The sequence below is a fragment of the Rhodococcus spongiicola genome (genome assembly GCF_004011835.1).
GTDB lineage: Bacteria > Actinomycetota > Actinomycetes > Mycobacteriales > Mycobacteriaceae > Prescottella > Prescottella spongiicola.
In genome coordinates this window covers 619,649-635,798 of sequence record NZ_RKLN01000003.1, presented here as the reverse complement: position 1 = coordinate 635,798, position 16,150 = coordinate 619,649, and the positions used below count along the sequence as shown (strand labels likewise).

The 16,150-nt window shown below is 68.7% G+C and carries 6 protein-coding genes; 5 read left to right on the top strand and 1 reads right to left on the bottom strand.

Annotated elements, in window-relative coordinates:
* Positions 1-31 precede the first annotated feature (31 nt).
* The 5 genes from cobO to EF834_RS10955 all read left to right on the top strand — a co-directional run bounded on the left by cobO (position 32) and on the right by EF834_RS10955 (position 5,241).
* Positions 32-646, top strand: coding sequence for a cob(I)yrinic acid a,c-diamide adenosyltransferase (cobO, locus tag EF834_RS10975; protein WP_127947217.1), 615 nt, complete (start codon positions 32-34; stop codon positions 644-646).
* Positions 640-2,049: a cobyrinate a,c-diamide synthase gene (locus EF834_RS10970; RefSeq protein ID WP_127947216.1), complete on the top strand. Its 1,410-nt coding sequence runs from the start codon at positions 640-642 to the stop codon at positions 2,047-2,049. Before cobO ends, EF834_RS10970 begins: the two co-directional genes overlap by 7 nt.
* The gene (locus EF834_RS10965) at positions 2,042-2,479 is read left to right on the top strand and encodes a cobalamin biosynthesis protein (protein ID WP_235871099.1); all 438 of its coding nucleotides are present in this window, start codon (positions 2,042-2,044) and stop codon (positions 2,477-2,479) included. Before EF834_RS10970 ends, EF834_RS10965 begins: the two co-directional genes overlap by 8 nt.
* Before the next feature lie 45 nt (positions 2,480-2,524).
* A complete protein-coding gene (cobA, locus tag EF834_RS10960; protein WP_127947214.1) occupies positions 2,525-3,751 on the top strand; it encodes a uroporphyrinogen-III C-methyltransferase in 1,227 nt (408 codons plus the stop codon).
* An 86-nt stretch (positions 3,752-3,837) separates the two neighbouring features.
* Positions 3,838-5,241 (top strand): MFS transporter, encoded by a 1,404-nt coding sequence (locus EF834_RS10955; protein ID WP_127947356.1) that lies wholly within the window; start codon positions 3,838-3,840, stop codon positions 5,239-5,241.
* 37 nt (positions 5,242-5,278) lie between these two features.
* On the opposite strand, the gene EF834_RS10950 is transcribed toward EF834_RS10955, so the two are convergent.
* Positions 5,279-15,985, bottom strand: coding sequence for a type I polyketide synthase (locus EF834_RS10950; RefSeq protein WP_127947213.1), 10,707 nt, complete (start codon positions 15,983-15,985; stop codon positions 5,279-5,281).
* Positions 15,986-16,150: the final 165 nt, after the last annotated feature.

The window sequence follows — 16,150 nt, the reverse complement described above, 5'->3', positions numbered from 1 at the left end:
CAGTCGTCGAGTCCGAGAAAGGGACCTGCACATGCCGAAGGGCGTACCCGAGAACGTGCCCGCGGACGGGCTCACCACCCGTCAGCGCCGCAATCAGCCGGTGCTGGCGGTCCACACGGGGCCTGGCAAGGGAAAGTCGACCGCCGCGTTCGGCATGGCGCTGCGCGCCTGGAACCAGGGTTTCGACATCGGTGTCTTCCAGTTCGTCAAGAGCGCGAAGTGGAAGGTCGGCGAGGAGGCCGCCTTCCGCGCGCTCGGCGAACTGCACGAGACCAGCGGCGTCGGAGGTGCGGTCAGCTGGCACAAGATGGGTGAGGGCTGGTCGTGGGCCCGCAAGCACGGGACCGAGGAGGACCACGCCGCCGCCGCGCTCGAGGGCTGGCGCGAGATCACCCGACGCCTCGAGGCCGAAACGCATCGCTTCTATGTGCTCGACGAGTTCACCTACCCGCTCAAGTGGGGTTGGGTGAACACGGAGGAAGTTGTCGAGGTGCTCCGATCGCGCCCCGGGAACCAACACGTCGTCATCACCGGCCGGGACGCACCGCAGGCGCTGATCGACGCCGCCGACCTCGTGACCGAGATGACGAAGATCAAGCACCCCATGGACGCCGGCCGCAAGGGCCAGCGCGGCATCGAGTGGTGAAGTCCGCTCCCGCCGTCGTCGTCGCGGCCCCTGCGTCGGGCAGCGGCAAGACGACCGTCGCCACGGGTCTCGTGGGTGCGATGCGCGCCGCCGGTGACCGGGTGGCGCCGTTCAAGGTCGGACCCGACTACATCGACCCCGGGTACCACGCGCTCGCCGCCGGACAGGCGGGGCGCAACCTCGACACCGTACTGGTGGGCTCGGACCGGATCGGTCCGCTCTTCCGGCACGGCAGCGACGGCAGCGACATCGCGGTCGTCGAGGGCGTGATGGGTCTGTTCGACGGGAAGATCGACCCCGGGTCGGCCGAGCCGTCGGCCGAGGGATCCACCGCACGGATCGCTGCGGCCCTCGGTGCTCCGGTGGTGCTCGTGATCGACGCTCGTGGCCACAGCCAGAGCCTCGCCGCCGTCCTTCAAGGGTTCTCCACCTACGACCCATCGGTCCGCATCGGCGGGGTGATCCTCAACCGCGTCGGCAGCGTCCGCCACGAGGCGGTGCTGCGGCAGGCGTGCGAGCGGGTGGGGTTGCCGGTCCTCGGGGCGGTGCCGCGCCTGGCCGAACTCGAGGTCCCGTCCCGGCACCTGGGTCTCGTTCCCGCCGTCGAGCACGGCCATGCCGCCCTCGACGCCGTCGCCGCGATGACCGAACTGGCTACCGCGCACCTGGACCTGACCGCGATCCGTGCGCTGGCACGATCGTCCGTCGTCGAGTCCGCGTGGGATCCGGTGGCCGAGGTCGGACCAGTTCCAGCCGGTTCGCGGCCGGTGATCGCCCTCGCCGGTGGTGTCGCATTCACCTTCGGCTACGCCGAACACCGGGAACTGCTCGAGGCCGCCGGCGCAGACGTCGTGACCTTCGACCCGCTCGCGGACGAACTGCCATCCGGGACAGCGGGTTTGGTGCTGCCCGGCGGGTTCCCGGAGGAGCACGCGGTGGCACTGTCGTCGAACACCGCTCTGCTGCAGCAGGTCCGGAAGCTCGCCGCTGACGGCGCGCCGATCCACGCAGAGTGCGCCGGGCTGCTGTACCTCATCCGCAGCCTGGACGGCCACCCCATGGCCGGTGTGATCGATGTCGACGCTCGCTTCGGGTCGCGGCTGACCCTCGGCTACCGCGAGGCCGTCGCCGTCACCGACTCCGTGCTGTTCGACGCCGGAGCCCGCGTGACCGGTCACGAGTTCCACCGCACCTCGGTCGCAGTCGACACCGCGTACGGCTATCAGCCCGCCTGGGGCTGGCGGGCATGGGCCGCTCGGTCCTGGGACACCGTGGCGACTCGTGAAGGCTTCGTCGGTGGGTCCGAGGGTTCGTCGGCCGGGGTGCACGCGTCGTACCTGCACACCCATCCCGCAGGCAACCCGCAGGCCGTCCGCCGCTTCGTGGAGGCCGCCCGTGGATAAGCCGCCCGTGGATATGCTCTGTGTCGGTGTGGGTGCCGGCAGCGGAGTCGCCGCCGACGACATCGTCGCCGCCGTTCTGGCGGTGTGCGGCGGTGCACCGGTCGCGGTACTGGCGACACTGGACCGGAAGGTGTCCGCGCCGGCGTTCGTGGAGGCGGCGGAGGCGCTCGGCGCTGTGCTCGTCGGTTACCCAGCCGACCGGCTCGCAGCCGTGACTGTGCCGAACCCCGAAGGTGGTGTCGAGAGTGCGGTCGGCACGCCTAGCGTGGCAGAGGCCGCCGCGATGCTCGCCGCGAACGGTGGCCCGCTGGTTCTGACCAAGCGAGTGACGAATGGCGTGACCGCCGCGGTCTGCATTGGCGGCACCGCCACGGGATCTATTGGCGGCACCGCCGCCAGCGCCCGTAGTGTTTCGGAATCTGTCGAGTGAACATTCGATCGGACATGCGATTGGATGAGGAGAACGGGGAGACGAGTGTCTGCTTCCGCCGGTGACGTGACCAGCTACCTAGTCGGACTCAACCTGACGGGCCGTCGCGTCGTGGTCGTCGGCGGCGGCACAGTTGCGCAGCGCCGGCTCGGCCTGCTGGTCGCGTCCGGTGCACGTGTCCATATCGTCAGCCGCCAGGTGACGCCTGCAGTCGAGGGCATGGCGGCGGCCGGGGAGGTCACGCTCGAACTGCGCGACTACCGCGACGGCGATCTGGACGGTGCCTGGTACGCGATGGCGTGCACCGACGAGCCCGAAACCAACGCCTCGATCGTCGCCGAGGCCGAGCGCGAGCGCATCTTTTGCGTCCGCGCCGACAACGCTCGCGAAGGAACCGCGGTCACGCCGGCCACCGGAACCTACGACGGATTGAGCATCGGCGTCCTCGCGGGCGGCGCGCACCGACGATCGGCTGCCGTCCGCACCGCGCTGCTAGAGGCGCTGCAGTCCGGCGCGGTCACCGACACCGATGAAGCGCCGGCGCCGGGCGTCGCTCTCGTCGGTGCGGGGCCGGGCGACCCGGATCTCATCACCGTCCGGGGTCGTCGCCTGCTCGCCCGCGCCGACGTCGTCGTCGCCGACCGTCTGGCCCCGCCGGAACTCCTCGACGAACTCGGCCCGCACGTCGACGTGATCGACGCTGCGAAGATCCCGTACGGCCGTGCGATGGCCCAGGAGGCGATCAACGCGGCGCTGATCGACGGCGCGAAGGCCGGCAAGTTCGTCGTCCGGCTCAAAGGGGGTGATCCGTACGTCTTCGGCCGCGGTTTCGAGGAACTCGAGGCGTGTGCGGCGGCCGGGATTCCGGTGACTGTTGTGCCGGGCATCACGAGCGCAATCTCGGTGCCCTCGGCCGCCGGGATCCCGGTTACCCACCGCGGCGTCACTCACGAGTTCGTCGTCGTCAGCGGGCACGTCGCGCCGGACCATCCGGACTCGCTCGTCGACTGGGCTGCGCTCGCGCGGCTGCGTGGGACAATAGTGCTGCTCATGGCCGTCGAACGGATCGAACAGTTCGCGACCGTCCTCGTGGATGGCGGACGCCGGGCGGACACCCCGGTCACGGTCATCCAGGAGGGCACCCGACGCACCCAGCGGGTGCTGCGGGCCGACCTCGCGACCGTCGCTACGCGGGTGCGGGAGGAGAACATCCGCCCGCCCGCGATCGTCGTCATCGGCTCCGTGGCCGGGTTTTCCGCCGACCCTCGGTAACGTGAACTCTCGTGTCTGACTCCACCGATGTGAAGTACCCCGTGACCACGCGGGCGTTCGGCCTCGCGATCATCGTCCTCAGCGGCATGCAGCTGATGATGGTGCTCGACGGCACCGTCGCCTCGCTCGCGCTCGCCAAGATCCAGGACGACCTCGGGCTCAGCGATGCCGGTCGCAACTGGGTCATCACGTCGTACGCCCTGGCGTACGGCGGACTGATGCTGCTGGGCGGACGCCTCGGCGATGCGCTGGGTCGCAAGCGGGTATTCATCGGCGGCGTCGCGTTGTTCACTATCGCGTCGCTGGCTTGCGGGCTCGCCAACAACGAGGCCACGCTCGTCGCGGCCCGTGCGCTTCAGGGCGTCGGGGCGGCGATCGCGTCGCCGACCGCGCTCGCGCTCGTGGCGACGACCTTCGCGCCCGGACCGGTCCGCAACCAGGCGATTGCGATCTTCGCCGCAATGACCGGCATCGGTTCGGTCACCGGATTGATCGTGGGTGGTGCCCTCACCCAGGTGTCGTGGCGATGGATCTTCCTCATCAACGTCCCGATCGGGCTGGTGATACTGGTACTCGCGATCGTTGCGCTCGCCGAGACCAGCTCCGAGCGACTCAAGCTCGACGTGCCGGGCGCGATCCTGGCAACCCTCGGCTGCACCGCCGTCGTGTTCGGTTTCACCGAGGGCCCCGAGATGGGCTGGGACAGCCCAGTGGTGCTCGTCGGACTGATCGGCGGGCTCGTCCTGCTCGGTGCGTTCCTGGCGGTCGAGCGTCGCGCCGAGAACCCACTGCTGCCGTTCTCGCTGTTCCGCAACCGCGACCGCGTCGCGACGTTCATCGCCCTCGCCCTCGTCGGCATGGTGATGTTCTCGCTGGCGCCGTTCGTCGCGCTGTTCGTCCAGGACATCCTCGGCTACTCGCCGCTGCGCGCTGGTCTCGCGTTCGTGCCGTTCGCCTTCGGGCTCGGTGCCGCTGCGTTCGTCGCGTCCAAACTCGCAGTCCGGGTTCCGCCGCGCTGGCTCGTCGGCGTCGGCACCCTCATCACGTTCGTCGGCCTGCTCTACGGCTCCACGCTCGATGGGTCGGCCACCTACGTCGGGAACCTGTTCATGCTCGTTGTCGGAGTCGGGTTCGGCGTCGGCCTCGCGGTTGTGCCGTTGCCGCTGTGCGCCATCGCAGGCGTCGGACCGCACGAGATCGGGCCGCTCGCCGCGATCGCGCAGGTCGCTCAGGTACTGTTCGGCCCGGTCGGCCTCGCGATCGTCGGCGCGATGGCGACGTCCAGGACGTTGTCCGAAGGCGGGGTGTCCGGGCCCGCCGCCGACATGACCGCATCTCAGCTCGACGCCCTCAGCCAGGGCTACACGTTCGCGCTGCTCGGCTGCGCGATCTTCGCCGCCCTGGCGACAGTCGTCGCGCTGTTCATCCGGTTCACGCCGGCGCAGGTCGCGCAGGCACAGGCCGCAGAGAAGGCCGCCCAGCAGGTGTAGCCGGCGTCCTGCCGCCCGCCTCTACAGTCCGCGATCTCTACAGTCCGCGATCGATCAGGTCGAGTATTTCCTCGCTGGTCGCGGAGCGAATCTTGTCGACCGCGTCGACATGCGCACCGTCGACCGCACCCATCTCGGCCAGCAGGTTCTTCAGCCGCTGTGCGATCTCCGACCGAGCGTCACCGTCATCGCTCAACTCGCCGATCGTCGCGTGCAGCCGGTCGACCTCGGCGAGGGCAACCGAGACCGGATCCGGAACGAGTTCTGAGCGCAGGAACTCCGCGATGGCACGCGGACTCGGGTGATCGAACACCACCGTGGGCGGCAACCGCAGCCCGGTGGCGGCATCGAGATGGTTGCGGAGGGCAACGGCGGCCAGCGAGTCGAAGCCGAGTTCCTTGAACGCCTGGTCGGGGTCGACCGAGTCCGAGGCGGTGTAGCCGAGTATCGCGGCCGCTCCGGCCCGCACCAGATCGAGCATCAGATGCCGCTGTTCGGGAATCGAACGGTCGGCAAGGCGCTCGGCCCAGTCTGTTGGCCCGCTCGAACCGGTCGCAATCGAGTCCGATCCTGCGTGCGGGCGCGACTGCCGGATCAGGCCACGCAGGGGGGCGGGAACGTAGGGTGCTGCCGAACTCGAGTAGTCGAACCGTGCGGCCACCACAGCGGGTGCATCAGCGGTCAACGCGCCGTCGAAGAGGTCGAGCCCGTCGGCAGCGGTCAGCGGAATCATTCCACTGCGGCGCGCTCGCACCAGATCGATTGCGCCGAGGTGGTCGGTCATGGCACTCGGCGGCGCCCACATGCCCCACGCAATCGAGAGTGCGGGTAGTCCGGCAGCGTGGCGGTGATGGGCCAGGGCGTCGAGGAACATGTTCGCGGCCGCGTAGTTCGCCTGCCCGGGCGCACCGAGGATGCCGGCGAGCGACGAGAACATCACGAAGGTCTGCACGTCGCAGTTAGCGGTCAGCCGGTGCAGGTTCCAGGCCGCGTCGACCTTCGGCCGCAGCACCGCGTCGAGCCGCTCGGGGGTGAGTGAGGCCAGGGTGGCGTCGTCGATCACCCCGGCCACGTGGAACACCGCCGACAGTGGGTGCTCCGACGATATGCGGGCCAGCAGCCCGGCCACGGCCGACTCGTCCGACGTGTCGCAGGCCGCGATGTCCACCTCTGCCCCCATATCGGTCAGTTCGCGGCGCAGTTGGTCGCACCCCTCGGCGTCGGGTCCGCGTCGGCTGGTCAACAGCAGGTGCCGTGCCCCGTATGCGGTCAGCAAGTGGCGAGCCACCAAGGACCCCAAGGTGCCGGTGCCGCCGGTGACGAGAACGGTGCCGCGGGGATCGAACGGTGCCGGGGAACCCTCAACCGGATCCAATCCCTCATCCGGGTCCATTCGCCGCAACCGAGGTGCAAGCAGCGTGCCGTTCCGGGCTGCCAGCTGCGGTTCCCCACTCGCCAACGCCGAGGCGATCACGGCTTCGGCGTCCGATCCGTTGTCGAGGTCGATCAGCACGAACCGATCCGGGTCCTCGTTCTGGGCCGAGCCCACCAGACCCCAAACAGCCGCGGCCGCAAGGTCGGTGCGTTCGTCTTGTCCGGCACCGTCGTCGGTGACCATCGCGTTACGGGTGACGATCACCAGAGGACAGTCAGCGAAACGGTCATCGCTCTGCCACTCCTGCAGCAGTCGCAGCACACGGGCGCACAGCTCGTGGGCCGCTTCCGGACCTTGGTCGCCCTCGGTGCCACACCCGACCAGTACCGTCCAGGGTCGCCGGTCGTCTTCGGTCGGTACGGACTTCACCGCAGTTCGCAGAGCCGCGATATCGGGATACCTCGGGAAAGTCGAGCCGATACCCTCATCGCCCAACCCATCAGCGCCCAGGACCACGACAGGACCGATGCTTCGCTCGTCCCCTGCGACCTCGACGCCGATCCAGGCCAGTCGGTGCAGTCGCCGTCCCGTCGAGTGGCCGTCCGCGTCCGTCGCCCTCGGCACCACCTGCAGCGCGTCGACGGTCAATACCGGCCGACCTTCGGGATCAGCTGTGCTGACGCAGTATTGCCCGTCCTCGCGCGCAGCGAACTGAACCGACACCGATTCCGCTGCGACGGTATGCAGACCGATTCCCGACCAGGTGCGCGGCCAGGCGTCCCTGCCGAGAAGGGGTTCGAGCGCCGCCTGCAGTAGTACCGGATGGATGCCGAAGCCGCTGGTGTCGGTACCTTCTTCGAGGCGCACTTCGGCGTCGGACTCAGCCGAGACATGTTGTGGTACAACAGCGGCCGGGCTGACGACATCGTTGATCGTCGCCGACGCGTTCCGAACCCAGCCATCCTGGTCGTCGGCCTCAGCGAGGTTCGACGAGATGGTGACCGTGCGACCGCCGTCGTTGTCGGTCGGCGACACGAGCACCCGAACAGATGCGAGCCCCGACGGCGGAACGACCAGGGGGTGGTGCAACGTCAGCTCGTCGATGCGGTCTCGACCGACGTGATGAGCGGCATGCAATGCGAGTTCGACCAATACCGTCGGCAACACCGTGCGTGTGTCATCGGGCGCCGGCGAATCGCCGTCCTCCACCGGAGATTCGCTTTCCCCCACAGGCGGTTCCAGGAGCCATGGATTCCGCTGGAGCGATAGCTGTCCGGTGAACAGTGTTGCATCGTCGTCGAGTCTCACGGCCGCACCGAGCAGCGGATGATCTGCCGAGCCGAGTCCGAGTTCGACCGGGTCGCCGGTGCCGAGGTTGGGCGACGATGGCCAGAAGGAACGCCGCTGGAAAGCGTAGGTCGGCAGCTCCACCCGACGCCGACCGGGAAGCACCTGGTCCCAGTCGATGGTCTGGCCCTGAACATAGGCGGCGGCAACTGCTTGCATGATTCCGTGCGCCTCGTCTCCCCTTCCGGGCAAGGTAGCGATCGCGTTCGGGATCATCTCGGCGGCATGGGCGGCCAGGGTCGCACCGGGACCGACTTCCACGCACCGGGTGACGCCGAGTTCGTCGAGGGCGCGAATGCCATCGTGGAAGCGCACCGGTTGCCGGATGTGCTGGGCCCAATAGTTCGGGGACATAAGCTCATCGGCACTTGCCAGGCTGCCGGTGACGTTGGAGACGATTGGAATCGACGGTGACTGCGGTGTCAGTGTGGACACGACCGTGGTGAACCGTTCGAGGATCGGGTCCATCAGGGTGGAATGGAACGCCCGCTCCACCCGCAGGCTCGTGGTCCTCATGCCGGCGGCGGACAACTCGGCCGCGACGGCCTCCACGTCGCGTTCGGCGCCTGCGAGAACTACCGATTCAGCGCCGTTGACTGCCGCGAGACCGACCCGGCCGGCGATCCGTTCCGAGACGTCCTCCGCACGGGCCCGCACGGCGACCATCCGACCCGGCTCGGTCGATTCCATCAACCTTCCACGTTCACCGACCAAGGCGACGGCATCGGACAAGTTGAACACCCCGGCGACGTGCGCGGCGGTGATCTCTCCGATGGAGTGACCGATCAGGTAGTCGGGGGTGATGCCCCAATCCCTGAGCAGTCGATAGAGTGCGACCTCGACAGCGAACAGCGCCGGTTGGGTGTACTCGGTGCGGTCGAGCCTCGCGCCCGAGTCTGCGGACTCTGCGGCGTCTCCAGCGCCTTCGGTTTCTCCGGGTTCGCCCCAGAGTACTTGCCGCACTGGGCTCTCCACGTGCTCGTCGAAAGCCGAGCAGACCTCGTCCAGAGCTTGGGCAAACACGGGGTAGGCGTCGTAGAGGCCGCGGCCCATCCCGATTCGCTGCGCCCCTTGGCCGGTGAACATCAGCGCAGTCTTCCCGCGCGTGCTCGTGCCGGTCACGACGTTTCCGCCCGGTCGGCCCTCCGCGATGCGGGCCAGTCCGTCACGCAGGTCCTCCAGGGTTTCTCCGATCACCGCGGCGCGATGCGAGAAGTCGGATCGGGTCGTCGCCAGCGAGTACGCGAGGTCGGCGAGGTCCGGGAGGTCGGCGTCGCTCTGCCCGGAGGGCTCGTCGGTATCGAGAAACTCGGCCAGACGTGCGGCCTGTGCGCGCAGTGCGTCGGGGGTCTTGCCGGAGATCACCCAGACCAGCGGCCCCGCCGACGGTTGCTGGCCGGTCGGCGCCGCCGACGGTTGTAAGATTTGCGGCGCGGAGGGGGTTGGCGACTGCTCGAGGATCATGTGTGCGTTGGTGCCGCTGATCCCGAATGACGACACACCCGCGCGACGCGGACGCCCGGTCTCAGGCCACGGAACTGGTTCCGCGAGTAGTGAGACCTCGCCCGCCGTCCAATCGACGTGCCGGGTCGGGGCATCGCCGTGCAGGCTCGGCGGCAGCACCCCGTGCCGCATGGCCATCACCATCTTGATCACCCCGGCCACCCCGGCGGCCGCCTGGGCGTGGCCGATGTTCGACTTGACCGAACCGAGCCACAGCGGCCGCCCCTCCCGGTCCTGGCCACAGGAGGCCAGCAGCGCCTGCGCCTCGATCGGGTCGCCGAGCGTCGTGCCGGTGCCGTGCGCCTCCACCGCGTCGATGTCGACCGGGCCGAGCCGGGCGTCGGCCAGCGCTTGGCGGATCACCCTCTCCTGGGACGGTCCATTCGGGGCGGTCAACCCGTTGGAGGCCCCGTCCTGATTGACTGCCGATCCGCGGATGACCGCCAAGACCTGGTGACCGTTCCGTTCCGCGTCACTGAGGCGCTCGAGCACCACCATTCCCGAGCCTTCGCTTAGCCCGGTGCCGTCTGCCCGGTCCGAGAACGGCTTGCACCGCCCGTCCGCGGCGAGCCCACGTTGACGACTGAACTCGACCAATACACCGGGGGTAGCCATCACCGTTGCGCCACCGGCCAACGCGAGGGAGCATTCGCCATCGCGCAGTGCCCGTGCCGCCAGGTGCATGGCGACCAGTGACGACGAGCAGGCCGTGTCGACCGTGACTGCGGGACCGGTGAAGCCGAGGGAATAGGCGATCCGGCCGGACGCCACGCTATTGCTGGTTCCGGTCATCAGATAGCCCTCAGCGTCGACACTTCGCTGGTTCATCAATTGGAAGCCGTAGTCGCCGCCCATCAGCCCGACGTACACGCCGGTGTCGGCGAGACCGGGCGAATCCGGTGGGATACCGGCCTGCTCCAGCGCTTCCCAGGCGCTCTCGAGGAGAAGGCGGTGTTGCGGGTCCATCGCGACCGCCTCGCGCGGGCTGATGCCGAAGAACGCGGCGTCGAATTCGTCTGCGTCGTAGAGGAATCCACCCGCACTCATGTACGTCGTCCCGTTGTGGTCCGGGTCGGGGTGGTACACCTCGTCGAGGTTCCAGCCGCGGTTGTCGGGGTACGCGCCTACGGCATCGCGGCCGTCGTGGACGAGCCGCCACAGATCCTCTGGGCGGTACACATTGCCCGGGTATCTGCAGGCCATCCCCACGATCGCGATCGGGTCGGAGTCTGCGCGAGAACGTGCCGCTCGGGTTGGCTGCGGAGTCGCGTTGTCGCCGAGCAGGCGAGTCAAGAGTTCCTCGGTGAGCGCGTCAGCCGTGGGATGGTCGAAGACCACCGTTGCGGCCAGCCTTACCCCGGTCGCGGTCGCCAGCTGGTTGCGCAGTTGTACCGCCGTCAGCGAGTCGAACCCGAGTTGCTTGAAGGCTCGTTCCGGGTCGATCGCCTCCTTTCCGTCGTGGCCGAGCACCGCGGCCACGTGGGTGGTGACGATGTCGAGCAGTCGGCCGTGACGGGCTCCGGGTTCGAGGGCACGCAGTTCGTCGGCCAGGCCGGTAGGGGACTGGGCGGCAGCGGCGCGGCGGCGGATGCCGAGGACTCGGCGCAGGATCGGTGGTGACGACTCGTCGTCGGATCGAGCCGAACGCATGGAGAGCCGGATCGGCACGATCAGCGGGCGGTTCGCGGCAAGCGCGGCGTCGAACAGGGACAGCCCCGACTCGGGGCTGATGGTGTCGATTCCGGTGCGCTGCAACCGGTCGAGGTCGGCCGCATTCAGATGGGAGGTCATGCCGCTCGGGCGGTCCCACAGTCCCCAGGCCATCGAGATCGCCGGCAGCCCACGGACGCGGCGGTGCTGCGCGAGTGCGTCGAGGAAGATGTTCGCCGCCGCATAGTTGGCCTGGCCGGCGCCACCGAGCACGCCCGCCGCCGAGGAAAAGAGCACGAACGCCGACAGATCACGGTCGCGGGTGAGTTCGTGCAGGTGCCAGGCGCCGTCCACCTTCGGGCGGAGGACGGCGTGCAACTGGTCCATGCTCAACGTCGCGGCAATACCGTCATCGAGTACTCCGGCGGCGTGGATCACGCCCGACAGGTCGGGAAGGTCCGACAGCAGGGCGGCCACCGCAGCGCGGTCGGCGACGTCGCAGGCGGCGGTGGTGACCTCGGCCCCGGAGTCGGCGAAAACTGCTTGCAGTTCGGCCGCGCGGTCGGCGTCGAGTTCCCGTCGCCCAGTCAGCACCAGTCGGCGTACCCCGTACCTCTCCACAAGGTGGCGCGCGATCAGCCGCCCGATGGTTCCTGTGCCACCGGTAATCAGGACCGTGCCGTGCGGGCCGAAGGGGGGCGTCGCCGAAGACGCGGCTCGGGGCCGCGTCATTGCGGTGAGCGTGGGAGCCAGTAGTACCCCGTCTCGAATCGCCAGTTGAGGTTCGTTGCTGGCCAACGCCATTGCCAGCAGCGTGGGATCGGAGAGCCTGCCGGCCTGCACGTCCAGGTCCACCAGGGTGATGCGGTCCGGGTGCTCGTTCTGCACCGCCCCGATCAGCCCCCAGACCGTCGCCGAGGACACGTCGTCGATCGGTTCGTCATCGCGGACCGACATGGCGAGCCGGGTCGTGACCAACAGCCGGGTTTCGGACAAGCGCTCGTCACGCAGCCAGGACTGGACCGCCTGCAACGTCGCCTCTGCGGCGGCGTGTGCCCGAGCAGGCGTGGCCCGTTCATCGCCGGGTTCGGCGGACAGCCACAGCACGCGACCTTCGTGATCCCCGCCGTCGAGCGCCTCCTCGAGCGGGATCAGATCGGCCCCGCCCGTAGTCCCTGCCCCGATGGGAATCCACTCCACGCGACAGAGCCTGTCGCCGACCTCGGCGGGCTGCACGCCGGTGTCACCGAGTGGCCGCAGTGTCAGCGACTCCGCGGTCAATACCGGGTCGCCTGCGGCGTCGTATGCGGCCACCCGGTACCGCTCGTGCCCGGTCGGGGCGATGAGCACTCGCAAGGCGGTCGCGCCCACTGCGTGGAGTTGCACCTTGTCCCAGCTGAAAGGCAAGCGGATGTCGCGTGCACCGGACTCGACGGCTCCGAAGGCAATCGCATGCAACGCCGCATCGAGTACCGCCGGATGGATCCCGTACCCCTCGACCGTCGCGGCCGGATCCTCACCGCCGAGCCGAACCTCGGCGTACAGCTCGTCACCGCGGCGCCAGGCTGTCCGCAGGCCCCGGAATGTCGGGCCGTACCCGTAGCCGGCCTCGTCGAGCAACTCGTACAGCCTGCGGGCGTCGATCGGTGCGGCATCGGACGGCGGCCACTGCTGGTCTAGGGGGGTGGCCGTGTTCGCGGCCGCTGTCAGTGTGCCGGTGGCGTGCCGGGTCCAGGGAGTTTCCGGCGGGACATCGGCCGGTCGGGAATGCACTGCCACCGCGAGATGGCCGGTGTCGCCGTCGGCGAGCACGCTCACCTGCACGGCGACCTCGCCCTCGGCGGGAATCGTCAGGGGCGACTCGATCGCGAGGTCTTCGAGCCTGCCGCACCCGACGCGGCTCCCGGCATGCAGGGCGAGTTCCACGAAGGCGGTCCCGGGCAGAAGAACGGTGCCGCTCACCGCATGATCGCTGAGCCACGGAAGACGTTGTGGCGACAGCAGGCCCGTGAAGACCACGCCCCGGCTGTCGCCGAGTTCCACCGAGGCGGCGAGCATCGGATGTCCGCCCACTTCCATGCCCGCTGAGGCAATGTCGCCCTGCGGCGCCGGACTGTCCAGCCAGAAGTGCCGGTGCTGGAAGGCGTACGTAGGCAAGTCCGCCCACTGTTGCCGATCATCGTTCCGAGCCCACCGCACCCGGTCCCACTCGATGCGTGCTCCCGATACCTGAGCCTCGGCGAGTGCGGTGGTGAACTGGCGCAGGCCGGCGCGGTCACGCCGGATGGTGCCGAGGGCTCGTCCCGCGATCCCTGCCGCATCGAGTGTTTCCTGCAACGGCACGGTCAGGACGGGGTGACTGCTCGACTCGACGAACAATCGGTATCCGTCCGCGGCGAGCGATCTCGTCGCCTGCTCGAACCTGACCGGGCGACGGAGGTTCCGGTACCAGTAGTCCGCGTCCAGGTCGGTGGTGTCCAACGCGCCACCGGTCACCGTCGAGTAGAACGGGATGCGCGACCGCCGCGGCGTGATGGAGGAGAGTGCGTCGAGAATCGGTTCGCGCAGTACGGAGACGTCAGCGCAGTGCGAGGCGTACTCGACGGCGATCCGCCTGGCCTGGATGCCGTCGGCCTGCAGCTGCGTGACCAGGTCGTCGAGGGCGTCGACGGGGCCGGACAGCACCGTCGCCGACGGCCCGTTGACGACGGCTACCTCGATGGCGCCTTCCCAGGGCTGGACCTTCTCCCGCGCAACGTCTTCCGGTAGTGCCACTGAGGCCATCCCGCCGCCGCGCCGGGCCGACGCGGCGATCACTTTGCTGCGTGCGGCAACGACCAGTGCCGCGTCGGCGAGGCTCAGTGCGCCGGCGACGTAGGCTGCGGCGATCTCGCCTTGGGAGTGTCCGACCACGGCCGCCGGTTCGATGCCGTGGGAGCGCCACAGTTGCGCCAGACCGACCATCACTGCGAACAGTGCCGGTTGGACTACGTCGATCCGGTCCAGCGAGTCCGGATCACGGTCGCGCAATACCTCGAGTAGCGAGAAGTTGGTGTACGGAGCCAGGGCGTCGGAGCATTCGAGCACACTGTCGGCGAACGCCGGCGACGAATCCAGTAGTTCGGCGGCCATCCCCACCCACTGCGAACCCTGGCCCGGGAACACGAACACCGGTCGGTCTCCGGCCTCCACGGCCACCCCGGTGACCACGTCTGAGCTGGGTGCGCCCCGGCTGAGCGCGTCGAGGCCGGCCAAAAGGGTTTCGGACTCGGAGCCGATCACAGCAGCGCGGTGGTCGAAGGTGGCGCGGGCACAGAGCAGCGCTCCGGCGACTGTCGCGGGTGGTAGATCGGGGTGGTCGGCGGCGTAGCCGCGTAGCCGACCAGCTTGGGCCTGCAGCGCGGTCTCGGTTTGAGCCGAAACAAACCACGCTACGACTTCATTTGGGGGAGTATTCGATTCGCACGTCGGGGGCTCGACCGGCGGGGGTTGCTCCAGAATGACGTGAGCGTTGGTTCCGCTGATGCCGAACGACGAAACCGCCGCTCGGCGGGGCCGATCGGATGCTGGCCAATCCCGATTCTCGGTGAGCAGGGACACCGATCCGGAGGACCAGTCGACGTGCGGGGTTGGTTGGTCGATGTGCAGCGTCCTCGGGAGGACGCCGTGCTGCATCGCCAGGACCATCTTGATCACCCCGGCGACACCGGCCGCTGCCTGGGTATGGCCGAGATTCGACTTCACCGAGCCGAGCCACAGCGGTCGGTCGGGGAGGTGATCGCGGCCGTAGGTGGCCAGCAGGGCGGACGCCTCGATCGGATCGCCTAGCTTGGTGCCGGTGCCGTGCGCCTCCACCGCGTCGACGTCGGCCGGGCCGAGCCCGGCGTTGGCCAGCGCCTGCCGAATCACGCGCTCTTGTGCCTGCTTGTTCGGGGCGGTCAGGCCGTTGCTGGCGCCGTCCTGGTTGACCGCCCCGCCCCTGATCACAGCGAGTATTCGGCGACCGTGGCGTTGCGCGTCGGAAAGTCGTTCCAAAGCGACCATCCCGGCACCCTCGCCCCAAGCCGTACCGTCAGCGGCGGTGGAGAATGCCTTGCACCGCCCGTCAAGGGCCAGCCCCCGCTGCCGACTGAACTCGACGAAGACCGCCGGAGTGGACATGACGGTAGCCCCGCCCGCCAGTGCCAGTTCACACTCACCAGCGCGTAGCGCCTGCATCGCGAGGTGGATCGACACCAGCGACGACGAGCATGCGGTGTCGACGGTGATAGCAGGTCCCGACAGGCCGAAGCTGTAGGCCACTCGTCCGGAGGCCACGCTCATTGCGTTGCCGGTGATGAAGTAGCCCTCGAGGTCTTCGGGTGGCTGCCCGCCGACTCTCGCCGCGTAGTCGATACCGGAGAGCCCGGTGAAGACTCCGACCTGTCTACCGTGCACTGACCGGGGATCGATGCCGGCGTGCTCCAAAGTCTCCCAACTGGTTTCGAGGAGGAGTCGCTGCTGCGGATCCATTGCGAGCGCTTCGCGCGGCGAGATTCCGAAGACCTCCGGATCGAACCCCGCAGGGTCGTCGAGAAAGCTCCCCTTGACTGTGTAGGTTTTGCCGGCCTGCTCGGCCTTCGGATCGTAGAGGTCCGCGAGTCCCCAGCCTCGGTCGTCCGGAAAATCGGAGACGGTATCCAACCCCGATTCCACCAAGTGCCACAAGTCCTGCGGTGACTGGACACCGCCGGGGAACCGGCACCCCATTCCAACTACAGCGATAGGTTCGCGGCTCAGACCTTCGGCCTGGCGGAGCTCCTCCCGCGCTTGGTACAGATCTGCGGTCACCCGCTTGAGATAGTCGAGGAGCTTCGCCTGATCGGCCATGAGAAAGCTCCAATCCGAACTCAGCTCCAACCCGGGAGCAGCCGCGCTAACTGCGGAAACCTGATTGTATCCGCGAACACGGCGCGGATGCAGAGTCGCAGGTCGGCGCCGCTGAGTGAGGCGGCGAGGGTGATCAGCCGGGCAAGTCGCGTGTTTTCAACCGCG

Coding starts and splice junctions, on each gene's coding strand:
- cobO (WP_127947217.1), top strand. CDS start 32: ATGCCGAAGGGCGTACCCGAGAACGTGCCCGCGGACGGGCTCACCACC.
- EF834_RS10955 (WP_127947356.1), top strand. CDS start 3,838: ATGCAGCTGATGATGGTGCTCGACGGCACCGTCGCCTCGCTCGCGCTC.
- EF834_RS10950 (WP_127947213.1), bottom strand. CDS start 15,985: ATGGCCGATCAGGCGAAGCTCCTCGACTATCTCAAGCGGGTGACCGCA.